Origin of the sequence: Bradyrhizobium sp. Mp19 (genome assembly GCF_029952935.1) — a bacterium.
Lineage (GTDB): Bacteria > Pseudomonadota > Alphaproteobacteria > Rhizobiales > Xanthobacteraceae > Bradyrhizobium > Bradyrhizobium elkanii.
Map to the genome: position 1 here is coordinate 105,729 of NZ_JASAUT010000007.1, position 25,376 is coordinate 131,104.

At 64.7% G+C, this 25,376-nt stretch carries 20 protein-coding genes; 11 read left to right on the forward strand and 9 right to left on the reverse strand.

Going from position 1 to position 25,376, the window contains the following annotated elements; translation table 11 throughout:
* Nucleotides 1–10: 10 nt before the first annotated feature.
* The 3 genes from QJT82_RS11530 to QJT82_RS11540 all read left to right on the forward strand — a co-directional run bounded on the left by QJT82_RS11530 (nucleotide 11) and on the right by QJT82_RS11540 (nucleotide 2,443).
* Nucleotides 11–1,165: an alpha-D-ribose 1-methylphosphonate 5-triphosphate diphosphatase gene (locus QJT82_RS11530; RefSeq protein ID WP_028339542.1), complete on the forward strand. Its 1,155-nt coding sequence runs from the start codon at nucleotides 11–13 to the stop codon at nucleotides 1,163–1,165.
* Nucleotides 1,162–1,755, forward strand: a complete 594-nt coding sequence (phnN, locus tag QJT82_RS11535) for a phosphonate metabolism protein/1,5-bisphosphokinase (PRPP-forming) PhnN (RefSeq protein ID WP_028339541.1) — start codon at nucleotides 1,162–1,164, stop codon at nucleotides 1,753–1,755. The genes QJT82_RS11530 and phnN overlap by 4 nt, the downstream gene beginning before the upstream one ends.
* Before the next feature lie 76 nt (nucleotides 1,756–1,831).
* Nucleotides 1,832–2,443, forward strand: a complete 612-nt coding sequence (locus tag QJT82_RS11540) for a pyridoxamine 5'-phosphate oxidase family protein (RefSeq protein ID WP_028339540.1) — start codon at nucleotides 1,832–1,834, stop codon at nucleotides 2,441–2,443.
* 135 nt (nucleotides 2,444–2,578) lie between these two features.
* Here QJT82_RS11540 and sulP read toward each other — a convergent pair whose 3' ends face one another.
* A complete protein-coding gene (gene sulP / locus QJT82_RS11545; RefSeq protein WP_028339539.1) occupies nucleotides 2,579–4,303 on the reverse strand; it encodes a sulfate permease in 1,725 nt (574 codons plus the stop codon).
* Nucleotides 4,304–4,356: 53 nt separating this feature from the next.
* Nucleotides 4,357–4,956, reverse strand: coding sequence for a TetR/AcrR family transcriptional regulator (locus QJT82_RS11550; protein ID WP_028339538.1), 600 nt, complete (start codon nucleotides 4,954–4,956; stop codon nucleotides 4,357–4,359).
* A gap of 204 nt (nucleotides 4,957–5,160) precedes the next feature.
* Here QJT82_RS11550 and QJT82_RS11555 point away from each other — a divergent pair, with 204 nt between their 5' ends.
* Both QJT82_RS11555 and QJT82_RS11560 read left to right on the forward strand, forming a co-directional pair.
* Nucleotides 5,161–6,405, forward strand: a complete 1,245-nt coding sequence (locus QJT82_RS11555) for an efflux RND transporter periplasmic adaptor subunit (RefSeq protein WP_028339537.1) — start codon at nucleotides 5,161–5,163, stop codon at nucleotides 6,403–6,405.
* A gap of 23 nt (nucleotides 6,406–6,428) precedes the next feature.
* Entirely contained in the window at nucleotides 6,429–9,611 is a 3,183-nt protein-coding gene (locus tag QJT82_RS11560; protein ID WP_028339536.1) for a multidrug efflux RND transporter permease subunit, read from the forward strand.
* Nucleotides 9,612–9,647: 36 nt separating this feature from the next.
* On the opposite strand, the gene QJT82_RS11565 is transcribed toward QJT82_RS11560, so the two are convergent.
* The 4 genes from QJT82_RS11565 to QJT82_RS11580 all read right to left on the reverse strand — a co-directional run bounded on the left by QJT82_RS11565 (nucleotide 9,648) and on the right by QJT82_RS11580 (nucleotide 12,501).
* Nucleotides 9,648–9,866 (reverse strand): hypothetical protein, encoded by a 219-nt coding sequence (locus QJT82_RS11565; RefSeq protein ID WP_016845043.1) that lies wholly within the window; start codon nucleotides 9,864–9,866, stop codon nucleotides 9,648–9,650.
* A gap of 281 nt (nucleotides 9,867–10,147) precedes the next feature.
* Nucleotides 10,148–10,948: an SDR family NAD(P)-dependent oxidoreductase gene (locus tag QJT82_RS11570; RefSeq protein ID WP_028339535.1), complete on the reverse strand. Its 801-nt coding sequence runs from the start codon at nucleotides 10,946–10,948 to the stop codon at nucleotides 10,148–10,150.
* A gap of 1 nt (nucleotide 10,949) precedes the next feature.
* The gene (locus QJT82_RS11575; protein WP_028339534.1) at nucleotides 10,950–11,504 is read right to left on the reverse strand and encodes a carboxymuconolactone decarboxylase family protein; all 555 of its coding nucleotides are present in this window, start codon (nucleotides 11,502–11,504) and stop codon (nucleotides 10,950–10,952) included.
* Between the two features lie 46 nt (nucleotides 11,505–11,550).
* Nucleotides 11,551–12,501 (reverse strand): hypothetical protein, encoded by a 951-nt coding sequence (locus QJT82_RS11580; protein ID WP_028339533.1) that lies wholly within the window; start codon nucleotides 12,499–12,501, stop codon nucleotides 11,551–11,553.
* Nucleotides 12,502–12,727: 226 nt separating this feature from the next.
* On the opposite strand from QJT82_RS11580, the gene QJT82_RS11585 reads away from it, so the two are divergent.
* The 4 genes from QJT82_RS11585 (at nucleotide 12,728) to QJT82_RS11600 (ending at nucleotide 19,678) form a co-directional block, all read left to right on the forward strand.
* Complete coding sequence (locus tag QJT82_RS11585) at nucleotides 12,728–16,201, forward strand: indolepyruvate ferredoxin oxidoreductase family protein (protein WP_264641712.1); 3,474 nt, start codon at nucleotides 12,728–12,730, stop codon at nucleotides 16,199–16,201.
* Nucleotides 16,202–16,371: 170 nt separating this feature from the next.
* Nucleotides 16,372–16,803 carry a hypothetical protein gene (locus QJT82_RS11590; RefSeq protein ID WP_028339531.1) on the forward strand — a complete coding sequence of 144 codons (432 nt, stop codon included), beginning with the start codon at nucleotides 16,372–16,374 and terminating at the stop codon, nucleotides 16,801–16,803.
* Nucleotides 16,804–17,111: 308 nt separating this feature from the next.
* Nucleotides 17,112–18,692 carry an alkaline phosphatase D family protein gene (locus QJT82_RS11595; protein WP_028339530.1) on the forward strand — a complete coding sequence of 527 codons (1,581 nt, stop codon included), beginning with the start codon at nucleotides 17,112–17,114 and terminating at the stop codon, nucleotides 18,690–18,692.
* Between the two features lie 167 nt (nucleotides 18,693–18,859).
* Nucleotides 18,860–19,678 (forward strand): aldo/keto reductase, encoded by an 819-nt coding sequence (locus QJT82_RS11600; protein ID WP_028339529.1) that lies wholly within the window; start codon nucleotides 18,860–18,862, stop codon nucleotides 19,676–19,678.
* Nucleotides 19,679–19,747: 69 nt separating this feature from the next.
* On the opposite strand, the gene QJT82_RS11605 is transcribed toward QJT82_RS11600, so the two are convergent.
* On the reverse strand, nucleotides 19,748–19,978 hold the full coding sequence (locus QJT82_RS11605; protein ID WP_028339528.1) for a hypothetical protein: 231 nt from the start codon (nucleotides 19,976–19,978) through the stop codon (nucleotides 19,748–19,750).
* 231 nt (nucleotides 19,979–20,209) lie between these two features.
* On the opposite strand from QJT82_RS11605, the gene QJT82_RS11610 reads away from it, so the two are divergent.
* A complete protein-coding gene (locus QJT82_RS11610; protein ID WP_028339527.1) occupies nucleotides 20,210–21,490 on the forward strand; it encodes an amidohydrolase/deacetylase family metallohydrolase in 1,281 nt (426 codons plus the stop codon).
* Nucleotides 21,491–21,637: 147 nt separating this feature from the next.
* On the opposite strand, the gene QJT82_RS11615 is transcribed toward QJT82_RS11610, so the two are convergent.
* Both QJT82_RS11615 and QJT82_RS11620 read right to left on the reverse strand, forming a co-directional pair.
* Nucleotides 21,638–22,876, reverse strand: coding sequence for a PLP-dependent aminotransferase family protein (locus QJT82_RS11615; protein ID WP_028339526.1), 1,239 nt, complete (start codon nucleotides 22,874–22,876; stop codon nucleotides 21,638–21,640).
* 55 nt (nucleotides 22,877–22,931) lie between these two features.
* Complete coding sequence (locus tag QJT82_RS11620; protein ID WP_051447769.1) at nucleotides 22,932–23,411, reverse strand: DUF3124 domain-containing protein; 480 nt, start codon at nucleotides 23,409–23,411, stop codon at nucleotides 22,932–22,934.
* A gap of 122 nt (nucleotides 23,412–23,533) precedes the next feature.
* Between QJT82_RS11620 and QJT82_RS11625 the strand changes: the two genes are divergently transcribed.
* Nucleotides 23,534–25,267, forward strand: a complete 1,734-nt coding sequence (locus tag QJT82_RS11625) for a cation:proton antiporter (protein WP_028339524.1) — start codon at nucleotides 23,534–23,536, stop codon at nucleotides 25,265–25,267.
* Nucleotides 25,268–25,376 lie beyond the last annotated feature (109 nt).

A 25,376-nucleotide genomic window follows, 5' to 3' on the forward strand; every position in this document is an offset into this window, starting at 1 on the left:
ACCGTTTGAAATGACCGCCAAGCAAGACACCATCATCGGCAACGCCCGGCTGGTCCTCGCCGATCGCGTGATCGAGCAGGGCTGGGTCGCGATATCAGACGGCAGGATCGCGGAATTCGGCGAGGGCAGGGCGCCCGAGGCCGCCGAGGATGCCGGCGGCGACCTCCTGATGCCCGGGCTGATCGAGCTGCACACCGACCATCTCGAGATGCACTATGTGCCGCGACCGAAGGTGTTCTGGAATCCGGTCGCGGCCGTGATCTCCTATGATGGTCAGCTCGCGACCTCAGGCATCACCACGGTGCTGGATTCGCTGCGGGTCTGGCGCGAGGACGGTGCCGAGGATGTCGACGGCCGCGCCGGCGTGCTGGCGGCGGCGATCGCGGCGGCGCGCGAGGAGAATCTGCTGCGCGCCGATCACTTCCTGCATCTGCGCTGCGAGGTGCCGATGCCTGATGTCGTCGCCGAGGCCAAGGAACTGATCGACCGGCCGGACGTGCGGCTGATGTCGCTGATGGACCACACGCCCGGCCAGCGCCAGTTCCGCGACGAGGTGAAGCTGCGCGACTACTATCGCGGCAAGGGCGGCGGCATGACCGACGCCCAGCTCGACGTGCTGTTCGCGCGCCGCTTCGCCTATCAGAAGGAATATGCTGTTGCGAACACCCGCGCCATCGTCGCGCTGGCGCATGAGTACAGGATCCCGCTGGCGAGCCATGACGACACCACGGATGAAAACGTGGTCGACGCCGTCAACGACAAGGTCGCGGTGGCGGAGTTCCCGACAACGATGGAAGCCGCGCGCGGGCTGCATGCCGCCGGCATCGACATCCTGATGGGCGCGCCGAATGTGGTGCGTGGCGGCTCGCACTCCGGCAATATCGCGGCCGTCGATCTCGCCAATGAGGGCATGCTCGATATCCTGTCGTCGGACTACATCCCGTCCAGCCTGCTGATGGCGGCGCTGCAATTGCCGCGGCATGTGCCGGCGATCGATCTCGCTTCCGCCGTGCGCACCGTGACCAAGACACCGGCCGAGGCGGTCGGGCTCAACGACCGCGGCGAGATCGCGATCGGCCGGCGCGCCGACCTGATCCGCGTGCACGTCGCGCGCGATCTGCCTGTCGTGCGCAGCGTCTGGCGCGAAGGGGGGAGGGTCGCATGACCGATGCATCCGTCGTCGCCGATCGGCGCGCCGGAATCGGTCCCGGCCGGCTGATCCTGGTGGTCGGCCCGAGCGGTGCCGGCAAGGATACGCTGCTTGGGTTCGCCAAGGCGGCCTGTCGCGATGATCGCGATGTCGTGTTTCCCCGCCGGCTGATCACCCGCCAGGCCTCGGCGTCGGAGGACAATGAGGAGGTCAGCGCGGAAAGCTTCCAGCGCGCGGTGGCCGCCGGTGACTACGCCATGCACTGGGAAGCGCACGGCCATCGCTACGCGCTGTCGCGGTCGATCAACGACGATATCGGTGCAAGACGCACCGTGATCGCGAACGTCTCGCGCACCGTGATCGCGGCGGCGCGCCGCAACTATGCCAATGCTGTCGTGGTGCTGGTCACGGCGCCGCCGGATGTGCTGGCCGCGCGGCTCGCAATGCGGGCGCGCAGCAGCGACGGCCTTCTCGAGCAGCGGCTGGCCCGTACCGTCGACGAGAGCACGTCGATGCCCGATTTCACCATCGTCAATTCCGGCACCGCCGACTATCATGCGCGACAACTTGTCCGCATCATCAAGGGCGAACGCTGGGACGACTAGAGCGTTTTCGAGCGAAGTGGATCCCGGTTCGCGTGAAGAAAACGCGTCGAAAAGGAAGCAGAGGAGAACGGCACGAATGTCGGTGATCGAAACGGTCGAGCAACTTGAGGCGATCTACGGCTTCCCGAACGACGCGTCGACCGTGAAGGTCGCCGATCACGTGACTCCGCTCTATCGTGTGCTCATCGAGAAGTCGCCGTTCGTGTCGCTTGCGACCGCAGGCCCCGAAGGGCTCGATTGCTCGCCGCGCGGCGACCTGCCGGGCTTCGTGCGCATCCATGATGCGAAGACGCTGATGATACCGGATCGCCGCGGCAACAATCGCTGCGATTCGCTGCGCAACATCGTTCGCGATCCCCGCGTCGGCTTGCTGTTCCTGATTCCCGGCTCGGGCAGCACGCTGCGCATCAACGGCCGCGCTTATGTCACGGCCGAACCGGAACTGCTCGCTTCCTTCATGATGGAAGGCAAGGCGCCGCGCACGGTGATCGTAATGCATGTGGAGGAGATCTACTTCCAGTGTGCGCGCGCGATCGTGCGCTCCGATCTCTGGAATCCGGACAAGCGGGTCGATCCGGAGGCGTTGCCGACGCCGGGCCAGATCCTCGCCGAGATGAGCGAGCACACGGTCGGCGGCGACAAATACGATCGGGAATGGCCGGAGCGCGCGCGGCAGACGATGTGGTAATCCGCGCGGATGGCTGGGAAGCATGATCCGGAAAAGTGCGAAGCGGTTTTCCCTGCGACAAACGCGAAGCGTTTGCGCGGAGATCATGCTCAAACAAAAGCGCTATAGCGCGCTGACGATTGAACCCATCGCGCTTTAGGCTTCAGCCCGGTCTTCCCAGTCTTCCCAGGTCACGTCGTTGTTGATCTCGAGGTAGCGCGCAACGGCGACGCCGATCGTCGGGAAGAAGTTGTTTTCGCCGAGTTGCGCCAGCAGGCCGAATTTCTTCAGCTTGTCCTTGACGGGATCCTTGAGCTCGGCAAAGCACAGCTCGATCTTCTGTGCGTGCAACGCCTCGTCCAGCTCGGCGAGAATGTCGCCCGCGGTCACGTCCACGCTGGTGACCGGCTCGGCCGTGACCACCAGCCAGCGCACCGGGGTCGGAGATTTCGCCACCGCATCCAGCGCGCGTTCCTTGAAGAACTCGGCATTGGCAAAGAACAGCGGCGCATCCCACCGGAACAGCACCAGCCCGGGGATCTGGCGCGCATCCGGGTATCGCGTGATGTCGTGATAGCCCTTCACGCCGGAGGCGCGGCCCAGCACCGCGGAATGCGGCCGCCAGCCGTCCCACAAGAACTCGACGATGGCGAGCACGATGGCGAGGCCTATTCCGGGAATCACGCCGAGCACGGCCACACCGACAAAACAGACCATCGATAGCCAGAACTCCCACTGCTGAATGCGGTAGATTCGCCTGAGGTCGCCGATCTCAAACAGGCCGAGCGCGGCGGCGATGACGACGGCGGCCAATGCGGCGTTGGGCAGGTGCTGCAGCAAATTCGGCGCCATCAGCAGCAGAAAGGCGATGGCCAGCGCGCCGATGACGCTGGTCAATTGAGTGCGCGCTCCGGCAGCTTCCGCTACAGGCGTGCGCGATCCGCTGCTGCTGATCGGAAAACCCTGAAAAAAGCCGGCCGCCAGATTGGCCGCGCCGAGCCCCACCATCTCCTGGTTGGGATCAACACGATCGCCCAATCGTCCCGCATAGGCGCGCGAAAGCACGCTGGTGTCGGCGAACGACACCAGCGCGACGGCGCTGCCGCCGATCAGCACCTGCACGATGTCGCCATAGCTGATCCGGGGAATGGCAAATCCCGGCAGGCCCTGGGGAAGCGAACCCAGGACTGTCACGCCGAAGCGTGCCCCGAGATCGAAAACGCCGGTGATGACCGTCGCCGCGACGACGGCAATCAGAATGCCCGGCAGCCGCTTGTTCCGGGCGAGCAGCAGGATCACCGCCAGCGTCGCTGTGCCGATCCCGAGGGTCGCCCAATGCGTCTTTCCGTCGACGATTGCTCCGACGACCGCCCAGAGGCTGCGCAGAGGTCCATCGCCTTCAATGGAAAAGCCGAACAGCTTTGGCAGCTGGCTGATCAGCACGGTCAGGGCTATTCCGTTCATGTAGCCGTAGCGGATCGGCTTGGAGAGAAGCTCGGTCAGGAATCCCAACCGCGCGATGCCCGCCACGATGCATATCGTTCCGGAGACGACGGCCATCATGGCGGCCAAGGTTGCCGCGCGCAGGGGATCGCCGCCCGACAGCGGAACCACGACGCCGAGGATGATGGCCGCAAGCGCCGAGTCCGGTCCAAGGACAAGGATGCGGCTCGGCCCGAACAACGCGTACACGAGCAGCGGAACGATCGTCGCATAGAGCCCGTAGATGCCGGGCAGGCCGGATGCTTCCGCATAGGCGATGCCGACCGGGACCAGCATGGTCGCGAGCACCAGCCCGGCGACGATGTCGTGTGGGAGCCAAGCCGCTTGATATCGACGCAGCGTGTCGAGACCCGGCAGCCAGCCGGTCCAATGATTCATCCCCGGTCACTCCCAACTTCGTTGGGGCTCGCAGGCGCTTGACGTGAACCGCTCTACCCCTTCGCCTGCTCATCAAACGCTTTCAGCGACACCGCTGCAATCTCGCGCAGCGCGTTGCGGTCGGCGCCCGAGGAGGCCATCACGCACATGCCTGATGTTACCGCGGAGAGATAGCGGGCAAGGGTGGCCGGATCGGCGCTTTCACCCAGGTCGCGTTCGGCCTTTGCGCGGACAAAACGTTCATGCAACTGGTCCTCGGTTCGGGTGCGGCGCGCTGCCAGTTCAAATGGAACATTCTCCGAGCCGGTGCCGCAGGCAAGGCCGCCCTGGACCAGCAGACAGCCGGGCGGGTTGGCGGGATCGGTCTGGGCGTCCGCGTGCTCCATCAGAAATCGTTCGGCTACCTCTCGGGCGGTGGCGGCGCCCAAAACCTTTTCCATCCAGGCGTCGCGTTTCTCGGTGTAGCGGTCGAGCGCGGCCTTCAGCAGACCCTCCTTGCTGCCGAAGGCGGCGTAGAGACTCGGGGGATTGATGTTCATCGCCTCGGTGAGCTGGGCGATCGTCGCGCCCTCGTAACCGTGACGCCAGAACACATCCATGGCCTGGTCCAAAGCGGCGTCCGCGTCGAAAGCGCGGGGGCGTCCCATTCCCATATTTCGTTGCTCCGTAAGCCGGGTGCCGTTTCTATGACGGATTGTCCCTGGCTTATCCTCTTGTTGCACGTGATGTTTTTCCGCGACTTCCCATTTCCCCATGAATGAGATAAGAAATTCATAGTGCTCGATACATAAGTATCTTGCGAACCGGCGTCCAGCTCCACATCTGTAGCGAACACTACAGATATCTGGAGCGCGTGAATGCCCTCGTCAACCCAAAATCCCCGTTCCGGCCGCTTCCGACGTGTCGTCGGCGGTATCGTGATCCTTGGCGCCGTCGCGGTGGCCGGTTCGATCGCGACCGGCCACTATTTTCATGCCGCACAGGCGACCGCGACTGCCGCGGCTCCCGAGCCGGCGGTCCCGGTCACCGTTGCCGTGATCCAGCCGCGGCCGACCACCTTGTTCGATGACTTTTCGGGCCGGCTCGAAGCCGTCGATCGTGTCCAGCTCCGGCCGCGGGTGGCCGGTGCGATCCTTTCGACCAACTTCACCGAGGGCGCGCTGGTGAAGTCCGGCGATATTCTGTTCAAGATCGACCCTGCGCCCTACGCCGCCGAGGTCGATCGCGCCCAGGCGCAGCTCGAGGCCGCCAAGGCCCGCGTCGTGTTCACCACGAGCGAAGTCGAGCGCGGCGCGCAGCTGGTTGGCAACAACATCGTGACCAAGCGCGATTTCGACCAGCGCGACAACGCCAATCGCGAGGCAGTCGCCAACGTTAAGGCCGCCGAGGCCGCGCTCCAGACGGCCAAACTCAATCTCGACTACACCGAGGTGCGGGCACCGGTCGACGGCCGGGTCGGCAGGATCGAGGTCACCGTCGGCAATCTCGTCGCGGCAGGTACGTCTTCGCCGGTCCTGACCTCGCTGGTCTCGGTCAATCCGATCTATGCGAGCTTCGATGCCGACGAGGAAGTCGTGCTGCGCGCGCTGAACTCGATCGCGGACGCCTCCGGCAAGCGCGGCAATCTCGACCAGATTCCGGTCGACATGGTGACGTCGGGCGGCCTCGGCGCCAAGGGGCACATCCAGCTGATCGACAACCAGGTCAACGGGCAGAGCGGCACCATCCGCGTCCGCGCCGTGTTCAAGAACGATGACGGCCGGCTGATCCCGGGGCAATTCGCCCGCGTGCGCATGGGCCAGCCCAAGCAGCAGACGCTGGTGCTGATCGACGAGCGCGCCGTCGGCACCGACCAGGACAAGAAGTTCGTCATGCTGGTCGGCGACGACAGCCGCGCGGTCTATCGCTCCGTCACGCTTGGCGGCGCGGTCGATGGCCTGCGGATTGTGACCGCCGGCCTTAAATCCGGCGACCGCATCGTCGTCAACGGCCTGCAGCGCGTGCGTCCGGGTGCGCTTCTGAAGATGGAAGTCGCCGAAATGGGCGCACGCGACATGCAGCAGGCATCCACTGAAACCAACCAGCACGTCGTGCAGCGCTAGGCGCTGCGCACGGGGGCGGAGCCATGAATCTCTCAAAATTCTTCATCGACCGGCCGATCTTCGCCGGCGTGCTTTCGATCCTGATCTTCCTGGCCGGCCTGATTTCGCTGCTGGCGATGCCGATCTCGGAATATCCCGACGTGGTGCCGCCGTCGGTCGTGGTGCGCGCGACCTATCCCGGCGCCAATCCGAAGGTGATCGCCGAGACCGTCGCGACCCCGATCGAGGAGCAGATCAACGGCGTCGAGGGCATGCTCTATATGTCGAGCCAGGCGACCACCGACGGCGCGATGACGCTGACGGTGACGTTCCGGCTCGGCACCGACCCCGACAAGGCGACGCAGCTGGTGCAGAACCGCGTGCAGCAGGCCGAGCCGCGCCTGCCGGCCGTGGTGCGCCAGCTCGGCATCATCACCAAGAAGAGCTCGCCCGACCTCACCATGGTCGTGCATCTGCTGTCGCCAAACAACCGCTATGACATGACGTATCTGCGCAACTACGCGGTGCTCAACGTCAAGGACCGGCTGGCGCGGATCGACGGCGTCGGCGACGTCCAGCTCTATGGCGCCGGCGACTATTCGATGCGGGTCTGGGTCGACCCGCAGAAGGCCGCCGAGCATTCGTTGACCGCGAGCGACGTCGTGCGCGCGATCCAGGCCCAGAACGTCGAGGCCGCCGCCGGCGTGGTCGGCTCCTCGCCCAGCGTCAAGGGCATCGACCTCCAGCTCTCCGTCAACGCCGAGGGACGGCTGTCGACCGAGGAGCAGTTCGGCGACATCGTGGTCAAGACCGGTTCGGCCGGCGAAGTGGTGCGGCTGCGCGACGTCGCGCGGGTCGAGCTCGGCGCCTCCGAATACGGCCTGCGCTCGCTGCTCGACAACAAGCAGGCGGTCGCGATCCCGATCTTCCAGGCGCCCGGTTCGAACGCGCTGGAGATCTCCGACCATGTCCGCGCGACGATGGCCGAGATCAAGAAGAACATGCCGGAAGGCGTGTCGTACCAGATCGTCTACGATCCGACGCAATTCGTGCGCTCGTCGATCGAGGCCGTCATCCACACGCTGCTCGAGGCGGTCGCGCTCGTCGTGCTGGTCGTGATCCTGTTCCTGCAGACCTGGCGCGCCTCGATCATTCCATTGATCGCGGTCCCGGTGTCGATCGTCGGCACTTTCGCGGTGATGCATGTGTTCGGATTCTCGATCAACGCGCTCAGCCTGTTCGGCCTGGTGCTGGCGATCGGCATCGTGGTCGACGACGCCATCGTCGTGGTCGAGAACGTCGAGCGTAACATCGAGTCCGGCCTGTCGCCGCGCGACGCCACCAACCAGGCGATGCGCGAAGTGTCCGGCCCGATCATCGCGATCGCGCTGGTCTTGATCGCGGTGTTCGTGCCACTCGCCTTCATCTCCGGCCTCACCGGACAGTTCTACAAGCAGTTCGCGCTGACCATCGCGATCTCGACCGTGATATCGGCGATCAATTCGCTGACGCTGTCGCCGGCGCTGTCGGCGCTGCTCTTGAAGGGCCATCACGAGCCGAAGGACTGGCTGACCCGGGTCATGGAAAGGTCGCTCGGCTGGTTCTTCCGTGGCTTCAACAAGGTCTTTACGAAATCCTCCGAGAACTACGGCCGCACCGTCACCAAGGTGATCTACGGCAAGGCCGTGGTGATCGGCCTCTATGTGCTGCTGATCGGCCTCACCGGCGTGCTGTTCAAGCAGGTGCCTGGTGGATTCGTGCCGGGCCAGGACAAGCAGTATCTGGTCGGCTTTGCCCGGCTGCCCGACGGCGCGACGCTTGACCGCACCGAGGAAGTGATCCGCAAGATGAGCGACATCGCGCTGACCCAGCCCGGCGTCGAAAGCTCAGTGGCGTTCCCCGGCCTGTCGATCTCCGGCTTCACCAACTCCTCCAACGCCGGCATCGTGTTCTCGACCTTGAAGCCGTTCGACGAGCGCAAGGATCCCTCGCTCAGCGGTCCGGCGATCGCGGCGGCGCTGAACAAGAAATATGCCGGCATCCAGGACGCCTTCATCGCCATGTTCCCGCCGCCGCCGGTCAACGGTCTCGGCACCATCGGCGGCTTCAAGCTGCAGATCGAGGACCGCGCCGGCCTCGGCTATGAGGCGCTGAACGACGCGACCAAGGCATTCATGGCGGCGATGCAGAAGGCGCCGGAGATCGCCGGCGTGTTCTCGAGCTTCCAGGTCAACGTGCCGCAGCTGTTCGCCGACATCGACCGTACCAAGGCGTTGCAGCTCGGCGTGCCGGTCACGGAAGTCTTCAACACGCTGCAGATCTATCTCGGCTCCTACTATGTCAACGACTTCAATAAATTCGGCCGCACCTATTCGGTCTATGTGCAGGCCGACGCGCCGTTCCGCGCGCGTGCCGACGACATCAGGCAGCTCAAGGTGCGCTCGTCGTCGGGTGACATGGTGCCGCTGTCGGCGCTGCTGAAGGTCCGCCAGAGCGCAGGTCCGGAGCGTGCGATCCGCTACAACGGCTTCCTGTCGTCGGACATCAACGCCGCCGCCGCGCCGGGTTATTCCTCCGGCCAGGCGCAGGAGGCGGCGACGCGGATCGCGGCCGAAGTGCTGCCGCCCGGATTCGCTTTCGAATGGACCGATCTGACCTATCAGGAGTTCATCGCCGGCAATTCCGGAATCTGGGTGTTTCCGCTGGCGATCCTCTTGGTGTTCCTGGTGCTCGCCGCGCTCTATGAAAGCCTGGCGCTGCCGCTCTCGATCATCATGATCGTGCCGATGGGGCTGTTGGCCGCGATGTTCGGGGTCTGGCTGTCGAAGGGCGACAACAACGTCTTCACCCAGATCGGCCTGATCGTGCTGGTCGGATTGTCGGCCAAGAACGCCATCCTGATCGTCGAATTCGCGCGCGAGCTCGAATTCGCCGGGCGGTCACCGATCCGTGCCGCGATCGAGGCGAGCCGGCTGCGGTTGCGGCCGATCCTGATGACCTCGATGGCGTTCATCATGGGCGTGCTGCCGCTGGTGCTGTCGACCGGCGCGGGCTCGGAGATGCGGCGCGCAATGGGCGTCGCGGTGTTCTCCGGCATGATCGGCGTCACGGTGTTCGGCCTGTTTTTGACGCCGGTGTTCTATGTGCTGCTGCGCAGCCTCACCGGGATGAAGCCGCTGACGCAGCACGGCGAGACGACCATCCCCGGAAAAGCACACGCGGCATGATGCCGCGTGTGTAAGCTCGATGTCAGCTTCGAAGGATCAGGCTGCGATATCGAGCAGCAGCAGTGACGAACCGCGGACCAGCACCTTGCGGCCCGCGGGCGTCAGCTCAAACGAGTCTCCTCGCACCGCAACATAGCCGAGCGTGACCAGGCTTTCGACGGCAAACCGGTTCAGCCGTGAAGGGTTTGCTGCGGGGGCCCGCAGCGCTTTCAGCGCATCCCACTGATCGGGTCTGAGTTCGAATTCTTCGCTCATCGGTCCAGGCACTCCAGGAGTTCTTGGCGTGCGAGATACAGAGCGCAGATGAATTTCGTGCGACCACAACGAGTCAGGATTTCGATTTATGTGGACGCGTCGTCACATCGCCGTGTCATTGGAATACTTCAATTTTTTCGAATCATTGCGGCGCGTTGACGCGTGATGTCGTCACAGTGATTAACCGGCATCGTCACATAGGTTAATCGAAACGATTGACCGGGTTAATCGTCTCGATTAACCGGGTTAATCACCTGGATTAATCGGGTTAGTCGTCGCGGTTAACCGCGACGCACACTTGCGCCGCCATCGACCGGCAACGTCACACCTGTGATGAAATTGGCCTCATCGGAGGCGAGAAACAGCGCGGCGTTGGCAACGTCCCAGCCGGTGCCCATCTTGTGACGCAGCGGCACCTTGCTGTCGCGTTCGGCCTCGACTTCGGCGCGGCTCTTCTTGAATTCGCGGGCGCGCGTGTCCACCGCCATCGGCGTGTTCATCAATCCCGGCAGGATCACGTTTGCGCGAATGCCATATTGCGCATTCTGGTAGGCGAGCTGTTCGGTGAAGGCGATCATCGCCGACTTGGTCGCCTTGTAGGCAACGTAAGGATAGGTCGTGATCGCGGCCATCGACGAGATGTTGATGATCGAGCCGCGCTGCTGCGCGCGCATGATCGGGATCACGTGCTTGGCGGCGAGGATACAGCTCTTCAGATTGATCGCCACGCAGCGGTCGAACGCCTCCTCGGTGATATCAAGCAGCTCGGCGTCGCCGCCAGAGAGACTGACGCCGACATTGTTGTGCAGGATGTCGACGCTGCCCCAGCGGCCATGTGCGTCAGCCACCATCGCCTTGATGTCGGCATTTCTGGTGACGTCGGCCTTGAAGGCGACTGAAGTCCCGCCCTTGGCCGCGATCAGATCGACGGTTTCCTGCGCCGAAGCCAGATTGTGATCGACGCACAGCACCCTGGCGCCTTCGCGCGCGAAGGTCAGCGCGGTGGCGCGGCCGTTGCCGATGCCCTCGCCGGGACTCTGGCCGGCGCCGACGACGATGGCGACGCGATCTTGCAGGCGCATGTCACTTCACTCCCTGTAGCGGGTACTGCTGCAGTACCTCCTTGTAGTGCGGTTCGTTGTCGATCTGCATGGTGGCGAGCACGCGCACCACGGCGCAGTAGAACGCGATCGTCAGCACAAGGTCAGTCATGTGCTCGTCGGAGAGATGTTGCTTGATCTCGGCGAAGGTCGCATCCGACATCGCGAGCTCGCGCACCATCTCACGGGCGCCTTTGAGGATCGCCTTCGCCAGCGGCTCGAGCTTCGAGGGTCTACCATCAGTCTCCGCGATCAAGCCCCGGATGTCTTCGTCGGTGACGCCGAACTCCTTGCCGATCTTCACATGGTGGGTGAACTCGTATTCCGACTGCTCGAGCCAGCCGACCTGGAGGATCGCGAGCTCGCGCAACCTGGGATCGAGCTTGCTCTTGAAGCGGATATAGCCGCCGATGCCGTTGAAGGCGCGCGCCATGTCCGGCGAGTTCACCAGGAGCTTGTGCAGATTGGTGTTGCGCTTGAGCATGTCGCGATATTCGGGAGCGACCTGATCGGCCTCGAGATAGGGCAGGCGGGCCATTGTTGTTGTCCTTTTTTCGGCGGCTGCGGAGGAGACGGCTGTCGCTTCAGCCGTAGAGGGCTTTGTGTTCGCTGTCGTAGTTGGCGTAGGAGTCCTTCATGCTGGCGCCGTTGAGCAGCATGGTCGCAACCACGGCGTTGTCGGCATCGAACACGCTCGAGCGCACCCACATGCTCTCGGTGCGCTTGCTGCCCGAGAGCGCCACGACCTCGCGCTCGACCCAATAGGTCTCGCCGGGGAATAGCGGCCCGCGCAAGAGACGGATCTCCTGGTCGGCGAACAGCCCGACCGCGGGGCCGCGGACCGGCAGGCGATCTTCGCGCGCGCGGTACTGGAACAGCACGCTCAGCATCTCCATCGGGATGATGGCGCGGCCCCAGGGATTGTGCTCCAGCGAATAATAGTCCGAAGGCTCGGTGATCACCTTGAGCTTGTCGGCGAGCGAGAACGGATAGAGATCGCCCATGTTCTGGTCGAAATCCATCTTGATCGCCTGCCGCGGCGTCTTCATGCCGACCTTGATGTCGGCGAGGATCACGGGATCGGTCAGCGGCTTCAATTCGCCGAGCCGGCGGCTGAGCGCCGTCTCGGTGCCGTCGCCGTCGATCGAGGCGGTGCCGCGCAGGATCTCGGTGCCGTCGCGCTTGATCATCCCGATCGTGCAAACGGTCTGGCCCGGCTTCGGCTTCTCGATCCGGGCCTGCACCTCTTCGCCTTCGAACACCGGGTTGCGGTAATGCGCCGAGAGGCATCCGGTCATGAACCAGGCGCGGCCCCAGATCCGCTCGCACAGCGGCGCGAACTGGCTGAAATGGGTCGGTCCCTCGATCGTGCCGCCGCGGAAGCCGAGCTTCTGCGCGGTTGCGTCGTCGTGAATCGAGGCGTGGGAATCGTAGGTCTGGGCCTGCAGCATCTGCTTCGGGCTGCGCCAGGGACCCACCAGCAGATCGCCGTTCTCCACGATTTCCGTCGTGAACGCGGATTCGACTGTAATCATCCTTGGTCTCCCTCTGCGTCTCCCTCTGCGCGCCACCGTTTCAAAGATGCCAGGGTTCGGCAAGCCTCGCAGAGCAACAAGCCTCGCATGCGCAACATGAGATATGTGCTGCGGCCATGGAACGGGGCTGTTCATGCATAACAAAATCAGTGCATGCTGATGCATGATCATTTCGGAAGATAATCAGACCGGTTCGGACCGGCGTGGCTGACTGACGGGGAAACTGATGGCGTTGATGGAAGTTGGACTGGACGACAAGTACCGGTTGGATACGAAACGAATCTTCCTCTCCGGTACCCAGGCGCTGGTCCGATTGCCCATGTTGCAGCGCGAACGCGACCGCGCGCACGGGCTGAACACTGCCGGCTTCATCTCCGGTTACCGCGGCTCGCCGCTCGGCATGTACGACCACGCGCTGTGGCGGGCGAAATCCTTCCTGAAGGAGCACGACATCGCCTTCGTTCCGGGCCTCAACGAGGATCTGGCGGCGACCGCGGTGTGGGGCAGCCAGCAGGTCGGCATGTTCCCCGGCGCCAAGGTCGATGGCGTGTTCGGCATCTGGTACGGCAAGGGCCCCGGCGTCGACCGCTCGCTCGACGCGCTCAAGCACGCCAATTCCGCCGGCACCTCGCCGAACGGCGGCGTGATTGCGCTGGCCGGCGACGACCATGGCTGCCAATCCTCCACCCTGGCGCATCAGAGCGAGCAGGTGTTTGCCTCGGCGCTGATGCCGGTGGTCAATCCGGCGACGCTGCAGGATTATCTCGACCTCGGCATCCTCAGCTTCGCGCTGTCGCGCTATTCCGGCTGTTGGGTCGGCTTCAAGGCGATCTCCGAGACGGTGGAAAGCTCGGCCTCGATCGTCAGCGACCCCGATCGCATCAAGATCATCACGCCCGACGATTTCGAGATGCCGCCGGACGGGCTCTCGATCCGCTGGCCGGACCCGCCGCTCGAGGCGGAGCGCCGGCTGCACGGGCCCAAGATGGAGGCGGTCGCGGCCTTCGCCCGCGTCAACCGCTTCGACCGCATCGTGCTGGATTCCAAGCCGGCACGGCTCGGCATCATGGCGACCGGCAAGGCCTATCTCGATCTGCGCCAGGCGCTCGCCGATCTCGGCATCACCGATGCCGATGCGCAGGCGCTCGGCCTGCGCATCTACAAGGTGGCGCTGACCTGGCCGCTCGAAGCGCGCGGCGCGCGTGCCTTCGCCGAGGGCCTGCAGGATGTGCTTGTCGTCGAGGAGAAGCGTGGCTTCATCGAGGACCAGCTGGTCCGCATCCTCTACAACATGGACGCCGCAAAGCGTCCCTCGGTGGTCGGCAAGCGCGATGAGAGCGGCGCTCCCTTGCTGCCGAGCGAAGGCGAGCTGACGCCGACCATGGTCGCCGCCGCCGTGGTGGCGCGGCTGCGCCGGCTCGGTCACCGCAGCCCGCTGCTGGAGCAGCGTTTGGCAAAACTCGAGGCGTTCGACCGCCCGGCCGAGGGCACGGGCACCGCGAAGCTGCAGCGCACGCCGTATTTCTGCTCGGGCTGCCCGCACAACTCGTCGACCAAGATTCCCGAGGGCAGCCGCGCCATGGCCGGGATCGGCTGTCACGGCATGGCGCTTTCGGTGCCGAACCGCAACACCCAGACCATCTCGCATATGGGTGCAGAGGGCGTGAGCTGGATCGGGCAGGCGCCGTTCACCAGCGAACAGCACGTGTTCCAGAATCTCGGCGACGGCACCTACACCCATTCCGGCTTGCTGGCGTTGCGTGCGGCGGCCGCGGCCGGCGTCAACATCACCTACAAGATCCTCTACAACGATGCGGTGGCGATGACCGGCGGACAGCCGGCCGAGGGCGGCTTTACGGTGTCGCAGATCGCGCATCAGGTCGCCGCCGAGGGCACCAGGAAGCTTGCGATCGTCTCCGACGATCCTGACAAATATCCCGCCAATTATTTTCCGCCCGGCGCGACCATTCATCATCGCCGCGAGCTCGATGCCGTGCAGCGCACCCTGCGCGAGATCGAGGGCCTCACCGTCCTGATCTACGACCAGACCTGCGCCGCCGAGAAGCGCCGCCGCCGCAAGCGCGGGCTGTTCCCCGATCCGGCCAAGCGCGTCTTCATCAACGAGCGCGTCTGCGAAGGTTGCGGCGACTGCTCGGTGGCGTCGAACTGCGTCTCGGTGCAGCCGCTGGAGACCGAGCTCGGCCGCAAGCGCCGCATCGACCAGTCGAACTGCAACAAGGATTTCTCCTGCATCGACGGCTTCTGCCCGAGCTTCGTGATGGTGCAGGATCCCAAGCTGCGCAAGGCCGACCGCACCGCCGCCGATCCCAAGGCGTTGTTCGCCGATTTGCCGACGCCGCCTGTGGCCACGTTGAGCAATCCCTACAACATCCTGATCACCGGCATCGGCGGCACCGGCGTCATCACCATCGGCGCGCTGCTCGGCATGGCCGCGCATGTCGAAGGTCTCGCCTGCTCGACGCTCGACTTCACCGGCCTGTCGCAGAAGAACGGCGCTGTCATGAGCCACGTCCGGCTTGCGCCCGCCTCCGACATGCTGACCACGGTGCGCATCGCGCCCGGCAACGCCAACCTGATCCTCGGCTGCGACCTCGTCGTCGCCACCAGCGTGCCGGCGCTGAGCCGCGCCGAGCGCGGCGTCACCCGCGCTGTCGTCAACGCGGATCTCTTGCCGACCGCAAGCTTCGTGATCGATCCCGATATCGACTTCGAAGCCAGCTCGATGCGCGATGCGCTGAACGGCGCGGTGACACCTGGCGATCTCGACATCCTCGATGCCACCGGGCTTGCCACCGCGCTGATGGGCGACAGCATCGCCACCAACGCCTTCATGCTCGGCTTTGCCTTTCAGCGCGGCGCGATCCCGCTGTCGCTGGAAGCGATTCTGAAGGCGATCGAGCTCAACGGCGCCGCCATCGAGATGAACAAGACCGCGTTCTCGTGGGGCCGGCTCGCCGCGCATGACCTGCAGCGCGTGGTCAGCGCCGCGCGTTTCAAGAGCGCCGGCGCTGCGCCGGCCAAGAAGACGCTCGACGAGGCGATCGCCTTCCGCGCCAAATTCCTCACCGACTATCAGGACGCGGCCTACGCCAGGCGCTATCTCGACGACGTTGCGCGCGTCCGCACCGCCGAGGCGGCGGCCGCGCCGGGCTCGCAGGACCTGACCGAAGCCTTTGCAAAGGGCCTGTTCAAGCTGATGGCCTACAAGGACGAATACGAGGTCGCGCGGCTCTACTCCGACGGCGAGTTCGGCAAGGCCTTGAGGGAGCAGTTCGAGGGCAATTCCGGTCTGAAGGTCTTGCTGGCGCCGCCGCTGCTGGCCCAACGCGATCCCGTCACCGGGCGGCTGCAGAAGCGTGAATTCGGTCCGTGGATTTTCACCGCGTTCGGCATGCTGGCGAAGCTGAAGGGCCTGCGCGGCACCGCCTTCGACATTTTCGGCTACACTGCGGAGCGCAAGATGGAGCGCGCATTGCCGGTCGACTATTCGGCGATGATTCTGCGTCATCTCGACGGCAGGAAGCCGCTCGACCTGCCGCGCCTCGTGGCGCTGGCCAAGGCTGCGGACCTCGTGCGCGGCTACGGCCACATCAAGGAGGGCAACGTCGCCCGCTACCGCACCGAATGCGCGCGGCTGGAGCGCGCGATCGGCCAGCCGTTGGCGCAGGCGGCCGAATAGGACAGAGCGTTATTCCATCGGAACAGAAAGGGCTCCAGGTGGCGGCTGGGGAACTTTCCACCGCCGCCCTGGTTGACCGGTAACCCTGCCCGCTGGCCGTGGCTGGATTTGCGCGGCCGGGGCCCCTACATGATGGCTGTTCTGTTCGAGTGATTTCAGGAGGCCGTTTGATGGTCCTGAAAAACGCTTTTGTTGCAATCGTCTGCACCGCGTGCCTGACTTGGGGTGGCGTGGCGTTTGCCGACGAGTACGGCCCCAGCGAGTTCTTCAGCCTCGATCTCTCCAAGGCGGTGCTGTCGCCGAAGCGGCTTGGCCCGCCGGCGCAGTTCGAGCCGGTTCCGGTCGAGGCGAAGGCCGACCACGGTCCCGATCAGCATGCGAATGTCGAGCCGCAGGTCGAGGAGACGAAAGTCGCGCCGAAGAAAGCCGTGCGGACCACCGGGGTAACCGCGCCGCGTGAGCGGAAGCGCGCGGCCGCGCACGTTCCCGCCCGCGCCAAGCTCGCGCGCCGCCACTCGAACCCGCTCGATGCGGAGGCCCGCGACACACGGATCCAGACCTGGCCGTGCCGCACCGGCGGCATCTGCAACTGGCATCGGTGAGGCGGCGCTCTCGCGCAGATCCACGTGCGCATCCACAAGAATGTTAAGCCCGTCATCCTGAGGAGGCCGCGAAGCGGCCGTCTCGAAGGATGGACGGCCCCGTCTGTGGCCGATTCATCCTTCGAGGCTCGCTCCGCTCGCGCCTCAGGATGACGGGATTAGATCGAATGCTCGGCGTGCTGCGTTCCAATCGACGTGGCCGAGTCATCCCGCCGTCGCAAAACCGTCGGCGGAGAGTCAAGAAACCGTAAGGCCGGAGTCAAGGAGCGCAGGCAAAACCTTCGTTGCGATTCGACGAAGGTTATTCGATGCCGACAGCGAACTCCGCGAGGCGGCGAGGCCTCACCCGGCGTCAGCTTCTGGTGCGCTCGGCGTCGACCGCGGCGCTGGCGGGATTGGGCGCGCTGGCAAGACCGTATCTGAGCCGCGCCGCGGATCGGCCCGCGATCGCGGGCATCCAGTCCGGCGACGTCGCAAGCGATTCCGCTGTCATCTGGGCCCGCGCCGATCGCGCGGCGCGGATGCGCATCGAATGCGCGGCGGTCGAAAGCTTCGCCACCATCCTGCGCGCCGCGTCCGCCGACGCGCTGCCCGAGCGCGACTTCACCGCAAAGCTGTTGCTCGACGGCCTGCCGCCGGGCCAGGACCTGTTCTATCGCGTCAGCTTCGAGGACCGCGACGGCACATCAGGCGAAAGCCGCATCGGGCATTTCCGCACCGCGCCGGTCGACCGCCGCTCGGTCTCCTTCGTCTGGTCGGGCGACGTCGTCGGGCAGGGCTGGGGCATCGACCCCGCGCGCGGCGGCTTGCGCAGCTACCGCACCATGCTGGACGAGCGCCCGGACTTCTTCATCCATTCCGGCGATCACATCTATGCCGATTGCACGGTGCCGTCGGAGCAGAAACTCCCCAACGGTGAGGTCTGGCGCAACATCGTCACCGAGGAGAAATCCGCCGTCGCGCACAGCCTCGACCAGTTTCGCGGCAACTACAGATACAACTGGCTCGACGAGAATTTCCGCGCCTTCCACGCCGAGGTGCCGATGTTCGCGCAGTGGGACGACCACGAGGTGGCCGACGACTGGTCGCCGCTTGGCACCACTGATGCGACCGGCTATGAGGCGGACGGCAGCTCGCGTCTGGTGGCGCGGGCACGCCGCGCCTTCCACGAATTCATGCCGATGCGGCTGATGCCGGAGCGCGATGGCCGCGTCTACCGCAAGATTTCCTACGGGCCGCTGCTCGACGTCTTCATCATCGACATGCGCTCGTACCGCGATTCCAGCTGGAATAAGCAGGGCGACCCGGAGCAGGCCTGCATCCTCGGCCAGAGTCAGCTCGCCTGGCTGAAGCGGGAGCTGGTGGCGTCGGATGCTATCTGGAAGGTGATCGCGGCGGACCTGCCAATTGGGCTCGTCAGCCTGGATGCGGTCGCGCTCGGCGACGGCCCGCCCGCGCGGCGCGAGCACGAGATCGCCGATCTGTTGTCCTTCATGAAGCGCGCCGGGGTCCGCAACACGGTGTGGCTCACCGCCGACATGCACTACACCGCCGCGCATCACTATGATCCAAACCGCGCGGTGTTCCAGGAGTTCGAGCCGTTCTGGGAGTTCGTTTCCGGTCCGTTGCACGCCGGCACCTGGTCGCCGGGCGAGCTCGACAACACCTTTGGCCCGAAGGCGATGTACCAGAAGGGCTGCTCGGCCGACCAGGGCGACAATCTCGCGCCGTGCTTCGGCCTGCAATTCTTCGGCCGCGTCGACATCGACGGCAAGACCGGGGTGATGACGGTGACGCTGAAGGACGTCGACAACCACGATCTCTGGTCGGTCGATATCGAGCCGCGGCCGGACGCGCGGCCCGGCCAGATCACGGCGCAGCACATCTAGCGCCGTCTCTGATCCCGTCGCGACATCTTGATTGCCGGCGTCTTGCCCAAAGGGCGGGTTTGCGGGCAGACTGCATGTCGGCAGTCCTGCCAATTTCATTCCCACGAAACGATTTGCTGGCGTGACGTCGTCGATGGCATCGGCGTCCCACGCGTCAGGAGCAATCCATGGAAAATCTGCAGACACAGGGCATCAGCCTGCCGCAGCTCGGGCTCGGCACTTTCCGCATGCAGGGCGATGCTTGCCGCGCGGCGGTCGAGAGCGCGCTCGGGCTCGGTTATCGGCATATCGACACCGCCGAGATGTACGGCAATGAAGAGGCGATCGGGGCGGCGATCGCGACATCGAAGGTCGCACGCGAGGACCTGCACGTGACCACCAAGGTCTGGCACGAGAACCTGGCGCCGGATGCGATCCGGACAGCGTTCGACGCCAGCTTGAAGAAGCTGCGGCTCGATCACGTCGATCTCTATCTGGTGCACTGGCCGTCGCGGAGCATGAAGCTGCCTGCCGTTTTCGAGACGCTGATGAAGCTGAAGGAGGAAGGCCGCACCCGCGCGATCGGCGTCGCCAATTTCACCACCGCGCTGCTCAAGACCGTGGTCGAGGACATCAAGGCACCGATCGCCTGCAACCAGATCGAATATCACGCGATGCTGGACCAGACGCCGGTGCGCAAATATCTCGCCGCGAAATCGATCCCGCTGGTGGCCTATTGTCCGCTCGCCCAGGGCCGCTTCGCCACCGACGAGACGCTGGCGAAAATCGGCAGCAAGCATGATGCGACCGCGGCACAGGTGGCGCTGAAATGGCTGCTCGATCAGGATGGCGTGGCGGCTATTCCGAAAGCCTCGCGCGCCGAAAGCCAAAAGGCCAATCTCGACGCACTGAAGGTCAAGCTCGACGACGAGGACCGCAAGGCGATTGCGGCGCTGCGCAAGGACATGCGCTGCGTCAATCCGGGGTTTGCGCCGGCGTGGGATTGAGGCCGCAGGCCCTGCGGAATCACAAAAGAAAATGGCTCCGTGAGGAGCCATTTTCCGTTGTGTCGGTCTTTAGTAGCGATGACGTTTGATGATCACCGTCCGGTCGTGGTCGTGATGCCAGCCGTGGTGCCAGCCGCGATGCCAACCACGGTCATGGCGCATTTCGGCGCGTGCGCCCCAGCCGCGGTCCCAGTGATGATGACCGCCATGTCTGATCACGACCGTCTCGGCGCTCGCGATCGACGGAACGGCCACCGCAAGCGCACCAACCGCCGCGAGAACAAAGCCAATCTTTTTCATCTCATCCTCCTCAAATAAGTGAAGAGAAAACCGTGCGGAGATTGAAACGTTCCTCAGGAACCAGAGGAGTTTTCTGAACGCTTGTTCAGCAACTGTCGAACGGCTGCTGCCGTCGCGTGTCAGTACGCACAACCGATGAGCGAGCGCACGGGCGGCTTTCCCGGCCTTGCCTAACCGCTGCGTCCGACGCATCATCGCGCCACAAAAATCAATGTTCGGGGGGACGTTGCCGTGAGCGAATTTTCACGCCGGGATTTTTTGAAAGTGACGGGATCGGCCGCTGCCGCAGCCCTCGCCGGGCCGGCCACTGCGGCGATGGGGCCGGACGACAAGTTCGACCTCGTGATCAAGAACGGCGATGTCATCGATCCCAGCCAGTCGCTGCGCGGCAAGCGCGACATCGGCATCCGCTGGGGCATCATCGAGGCGATCGAAGACGAGATCCCGGCTGCCCGCGCCGGCAAGACCATCGACGCCTCGGGCAAGCTCGTGATGCCGGGCCTGGTCGATCTGCACTGCCACGTCTACCCCTACGGATCGGCGATCGGCATTCCCGCCGACGAACTGGTGCAATTCCAGGGCACCACGACGGTGGTCTCGGCGGGCGACGCCGGCGTCAACAATCTCGCGGCGCTGCGGCGCTTCATCGTGGCGCAATCGCGGGCCCGGATCTACGCCTTCGTCCATATCGCCAACAACGGCCTGTCGGCATTCCCGGTGGCCGAGCTCTACAACATCGACAACGCCCAGGTCGAAGCCTGCGCGATGGCGCTGGCGGAGAACCCGGACTTCCTGATCGGGGTCAAGGTGCGGATGTCGGAAAACGTCATCTTCAAGCATGGCCTCGAGCCGCTGAAGCGCGGCATCCAGGCCTGCGAGATGTGCGGCTGGCCGGCGCGGATGATGGTGCATATTGGCGGCGTCGAGACCAGGGAGCTGATGGCCGACATCCTCAATCTGCTGCGGCCGGGCGATATCCTGACCCATGCCTATTCCGGCGCGCCGAACATGTCGGGCGCTTTCACCAATATCGTGCAGGAGGGCAAGCTGTTGCCGGCGGCGCTCGCGGCCAAGCAGCGCGGCGTGCTGTTCGACGTCGGCCATGGCGGCGGCAGCTTCGATTTCACGGTGGCCGAGATCGCGATCCCCGCTGGTTGCACCCCCGATACGATCTCCTCCGACATCCACGTCTTCTCGGGCAACTCGCCCGGCATCCCGTTCCTGCCGAACGTGATGAGCAAGTTCCTCGCGATGGGCTCGTCGCTGGATCAGGTGGTGGCGATGGCGACCTCGGTGCCGGCGCGGATCATCAACCGCACCCCGAAGATCGGCACGTTGCAGCGTGGCGCGCCCGGCGACGTCGCGATCATGGACCTCGTCGAAGGTCCGGTCTCCTTCGTCGATACCCGCAACAACAAGCGCGACGGCAATCTGCTGCTGAAGCCGGTGCAGACCGTGGTCAACGGCGTGCCGTTCGGCCGGCCCTATCAGGCGCCGTTCTCGGTGAGGTGAGACTTCGTGCAAGTGGAAACGTGGATTGCATCGTCGCTTCAGCGCAAATTGCTTTGCAATTTTGTCGCGAGCTCCTCGCAATGACGTCGAGACGGGTTACCCCGTGCGAGCAAAGCGAAGCAATCCATCTTCCGGCCAGCGAGACAGCTAGCCGCGCTTCTCCACATTGCTGCTGCGCGCCGGCACGCCGAACTCCTTGCGGCACACCTCGGCCAGCACGGCGACGCCCTCGCGGATCTGCTCGTGCGAGGGGCTGGCGAAGCAGAGGCGGAGCCGGCTGCCGGAATGGGCCTTGCTGGTCGACCATTCCGGTCCCGGATTGATCGAGACGCCGGCGGCAAGCGCCGCCTGATAAAGCTTTAACGTGTCGACATTGTCGGGCAGCTTGACCCAGAGGAAGATGCCGCCCTTCGGCGCCGCGAACTCGGCCGCAGTGCCGAACTGCTCGTTCAGCGCCTCCATCAGCGTGTCGAGCTTGGCGCGCAGGCCCTTGGTCAGGCGCGGCACGTGGGTCGAAAAATGCGGCGCGCAATATTCCGCGAGCACCATCTGCTCCAGCGCGCCGGAGCCGGCGTCGGTCTTCAGCGGCAGCATTCGCGACATGATCTCCCAGGGCGCGACGATGAAGCCGACCCGCAGCGCAGGCGCGATCGATTTGGAGAACGAGCCGATATGAATCACGCCGCCATGCTTGCTCATGGCATAGATCGCCGGCGGCCGTTCGCCGCTCCAGATCAAATCGGCATAGCAATCGTCCTCGAAGATCGGCACGCCGTATTCCCTTGACAGCTTCAGCATCTCGGCGCGGCGGCTCTCGGGAAGGATCGAGCCGGTCGGGTTCTGCACCGTCGGGATGGTGTAGATGTATTTCGGTGTGATGCCGCGCCGCTTGTGATCGGCGAGCGCCGCGGCCAGCGCATCGATCCTTATGCCATCGCCATCGAGGGGGATGCCGACCGCATTGACGCCAAGCCGCGTCAGCCGGTTCAGCGAGCCCTGATAGGTTTCCTGCTCGATCAGCACGGTGTCGCCCTTGGCCAGCAATGTGTGATTGACCAGATCGAGCGCCTGCAGCGAGCCGGAGACGATCATGATCTCGTCCGCCGTGCAGGCGATCCCGGCGTCGCGCTTCAGCTTCTCGGTCAGGAACTGGCGCAGCGGCAGATAGCCCTGCGGCCCGTGCGCGAGATTGTAGGTCGCGAGATTCCTGCCCTCGCGCTTCAACACGGCGTTGACCGCCTCCAGCAGCCCGTCGACCGGGACCTGGTCGGGATCGTTGTTGCCGCCGACGAAGCTGTATTTGGCGAGCCCGGTCCAGCGTGCGGCCGGCGCAGGCAGGCCGGCCGGGAGCAGCGGTGCAAAGTCGAACTGGGCTGAGGTGGACATGGATGTTTCGCTCCGTGTTGTTATCGTTGAGAAGGCCGCGCGGCCTTCCATGAGGTTAGTTCTTGCCGGCCAACCGGATCGGCCGGCCCTGGCTGATGAAGGCGTAGTGCCCTGCGCCGACACTGCCGACCATCAGGGCCTCGACCGCCGGTTCCGCGATGTCGCCGGCGGCCGCCCAATCGACCACGAAATTCGCGCCGGTGCCGCCGCGGGTATCGGTCGTGGCGATCGCGACCTCGACGGTCGCAAACGGTTTTAGCGCGACCGGCGATTTGAGGTAGCTCTCCACCATCTTGCCTGATGTGTCGAAATAGGCGATCCGCTTCAGCACCAGCGGCTTCGTCTCGGAGGCGTTGTGCACGCTGAGCGTCACCGAAAAATCGGCCCTGAGCTTGCCCTGGCTCATCGACACGCTGGAATACACCGGCACGTAGAATGCACCGGAGGCGGTGAGGCCCTCCGATGGCACCGCCGTCAACGAGCTCGCAAAATTTTGTTCAATACTTCCGGTGGATTGTGCTAGCGCCTCTGACATGCGCACGGTGAGCAGGCAGAGCAAAACTGCGAGAAAAATGCCGCCTGCGCGGATGTGACACATTGCTCGGTTGATCCTCACGCCCGGCCCTCTAGGTTGCGGCAACAGGAAGTCTTTGACGCATGCATGAACTGATTCCCGATATCACGCTCTGTATTCTCTTTGCCTGGGGGATCGGGCTGTTGGCCCACTTCTCCCGGCAACCGCTGATACTGGCGTACCTTATCGCCGGCTTTTTCATTGGTCCATTCGGCATGGGCTGGGTCAAGTCCCAGGAATCGATCAGCGTCATCTCCGAGCTCGGCCTGATCTTCATGCTGTTCATGATCGGGCTGGAAATCGACCTCAAGAAGATCATCCGTGCCGGCAAGGTCATCCTGTTCGCCGGTGCCGGCGAGCTGATCGGCGGCTGCCTGATCGGCGTGGCGTTCTTTGCCGCTATCGGGCTTGCGGTCGGCGGCGGCAAGTTCGACGCGATTTATCTCTGCGTCGCCTGCGCGCTGTCCTCGACCGTGATCATCGTCAAGGTGCTCTACGAGAAGCGCGAGCTGGACACGCTGCCGGGCCGCATCACGCTCGGCGTGCTGGTGCTGCAGGACATCTTCGCGATCCTGTTCCTGGCGGTGCAGCCGAGCCTGGACAATCTGCAGATCAGTGTCGTGCTGCTGTCGATTGCCCGCGTCGCGGTGCTGGTCGCAACCGCGCTGGTGCTGAGCCGCTACGTGCTGCCGCGGCTGTTCCACCAGATCGCGCGGCGGCCCGAACTCGTGCTGCTCGGCGCGCTCGCCTGGTGCTTCCTGATCGGCGAGATCGCCGAGCGGCTGCATCTGTCGCGCGAGATGGGCTCGCTGGTCGCCGGCGTCTCGATCTCGACCTTTCCCTATGCGCTCGACGTCACCGCCAAGGTCACGACGCTGCGGGATTTCTTCATCACGCTGTTCTTTGTCGCGCTCGGCATGACGATCCCGATTCCGGGTCTCTCGGTGATCTGGCTTGCGCTCGTCATCGCGGCCTTCACGGTGGCGAGCCGCCTGATCACGACGTTCACGCCGCTCTATCTGATGAAGCAGGGCCTGCGCGCCAGCCTGCTGCCGGCGATCAACCTGGCGCAGATCTCCGAGTTCTCGCTGGTGGTGATCCAGACCGGTGTCGCCGCCAACCACATCGGAACCGAGACCGCGAGTGCGGTCTCGTTCGCCTTCGTGGTGCTGGCGGTGCTCTCGACCTTCGCGATGGGGCGCAGCGACCAGATCGTGCGCGGCCTGATCGGTCCGTTGAAGCGGATCGGGCTGCGCGACCTCGACCAGGAAGGCCAGGGCCGCGGCGAGGCCGGGCACGAGGGCGGACATGGCGAGATCCGGCGCATCGTCATCCTCGGCTTTTTCCGCGCGGCGAGCGCGCTGATCAGCCAGATCGAGCGGCAGAACCAGTCGCTGCTCGAGCAGATCAGCGTCATCGATTTCAACCCGCTGGTGTTCCGCACGCTGTCCGACCGCGGCATGCATGTGATCTATGGCGACATCAGCAATGTCGACACCCTGGTTCATGCCGGCATCGGCAAGGCCGAGATCATCATCCTGAGCGTGCCAGACTTCCTCTTGGTCGGCGCCGACAATGAGAAGCTGGTGCGCCACGTCCGCGCCCTCAATCCGACCGCGCGGATCGTTGCCACCGCGGACCTCCTGACCGGCGTCGACGACCTCTACAGCGCCGGCGCCGACTACGTGACGGTGACCCGGCTCAGCGACGCCGGCGAGCTCTATTCGGTGATCGAGGCGGCCGACGCCGGCCTGCTCGACGACAAGCGCGCCGAGCTGGACGTCCAGCTCAGCGACCGGCGCGAGGTGCTGCCGTAGGACGAGCCGGTTTTGTACCCCGGATGGAGCCAACGGGTCGCGCGAACGCGCGCCCGATGACAGGCTCCGCGAAATCCGGGGACTTTGCACGCGGGGATATCCCGGATTG

What these genes read in the sequence shown, in the direction of transcription:
- QJT82_RS11530 (WP_028339542.1), top strand. Translation starts at nt 11, where the DNA reads ATGACCGCCAAGCAAGACACCATCATCGGCAACGCCCGGCTGGTCCTC.
- phnN (WP_028339541.1), top strand. Translation starts at nt 1,162, where the DNA reads ATGACCGATGCATCCGTCGTCGCCGATCGGCGCGCCGGAATCGGTCCC.
- QJT82_RS11540 (WP_028339540.1), top strand. Translation starts at nt 1,832, where the DNA reads ATGTCGGTGATCGAAACGGTCGAGCAACTTGAGGCGATCTACGGCTTC.
- sulP (WP_028339539.1), bottom strand. Translation starts at nt 4,303, where the DNA reads ATGAATCATTGGACCGGCTGGCTGCCGGGTCTCGACACGCTGCGTCGA.
- QJT82_RS11550 (WP_028339538.1), bottom strand. Translation starts at nt 4,956, where the DNA reads ATGGGAATGGGACGCCCCCGCGCTTTCGACGCGGACGCCGCTTTGGAC.
- QJT82_RS11555 (WP_028339537.1), top strand. Translation starts at nt 5,161, where the DNA reads ATGCCCTCGTCAACCCAAAATCCCCGTTCCGGCCGCTTCCGACGTGTC.
- QJT82_RS11560 (WP_028339536.1), top strand. Translation starts at nt 6,429, where the DNA reads ATGAATCTCTCAAAATTCTTCATCGACCGGCCGATCTTCGCCGGCGTG.
- QJT82_RS11565 (WP_016845043.1), bottom strand. Translation starts at nt 9,866, where the DNA reads ATGAGCGAAGAATTCGAACTCAGACCCGATCAGTGGGATGCGCTGAAA.
- QJT82_RS11570 (WP_028339535.1), bottom strand. Translation starts at nt 10,948, where the DNA reads ATGCGCCTGCAAGATCGCGTCGCCATCGTCGTCGGCGCCGGCCAGAGT.
- QJT82_RS11575 (WP_028339534.1), bottom strand. Translation starts at nt 11,504, where the DNA reads ATGGCCCGCCTGCCCTATCTCGAGGCCGATCAGGTCGCTCCCGAATAT.
- QJT82_RS11580 (WP_028339533.1), bottom strand. Translation starts at nt 12,501, where the DNA reads ATGATTACAGTCGAATCCGCGTTCACGACGGAAATCGTGGAGAACGGC.
- QJT82_RS11585 (WP_264641712.1), top strand. Translation starts at nt 12,728, where the DNA reads ATGGCGTTGATGGAAGTTGGACTGGACGACAAGTACCGGTTGGATACG.
- QJT82_RS11590 (WP_028339531.1), top strand. Translation starts at nt 16,372, where the DNA reads ATGGTCCTGAAAAACGCTTTTGTTGCAATCGTCTGCACCGCGTGCCTG.
- QJT82_RS11595 (WP_028339530.1), top strand. Translation starts at nt 17,112, where the DNA reads ATGCCGACAGCGAACTCCGCGAGGCGGCGAGGCCTCACCCGGCGTCAG.
- QJT82_RS11600 (WP_028339529.1), top strand. Translation starts at nt 18,860, where the DNA reads ATGGAAAATCTGCAGACACAGGGCATCAGCCTGCCGCAGCTCGGGCTC.
- QJT82_RS11605 (WP_028339528.1), bottom strand. Translation starts at nt 19,978, where the DNA reads ATGAAAAAGATTGGCTTTGTTCTCGCGGCGGTTGGTGCGCTTGCGGTG.
- QJT82_RS11615 (WP_028339526.1), bottom strand. Translation starts at nt 22,876, where the DNA reads ATGTCCACCTCAGCCCAGTTCGACTTTGCACCGCTGCTCCCGGCCGGC.
- QJT82_RS11620 (WP_051447769.1), bottom strand. Translation starts at nt 23,411, where the DNA reads ATGTCAGAGGCGCTAGCACAATCCACCGGAAGTATTGAACAAAATTTT.
- QJT82_RS11625 (WP_028339524.1), top strand. Translation starts at nt 23,534, where the DNA reads ATGCATGAACTGATTCCCGATATCACGCTCTGTATTCTCTTTGCCTGG.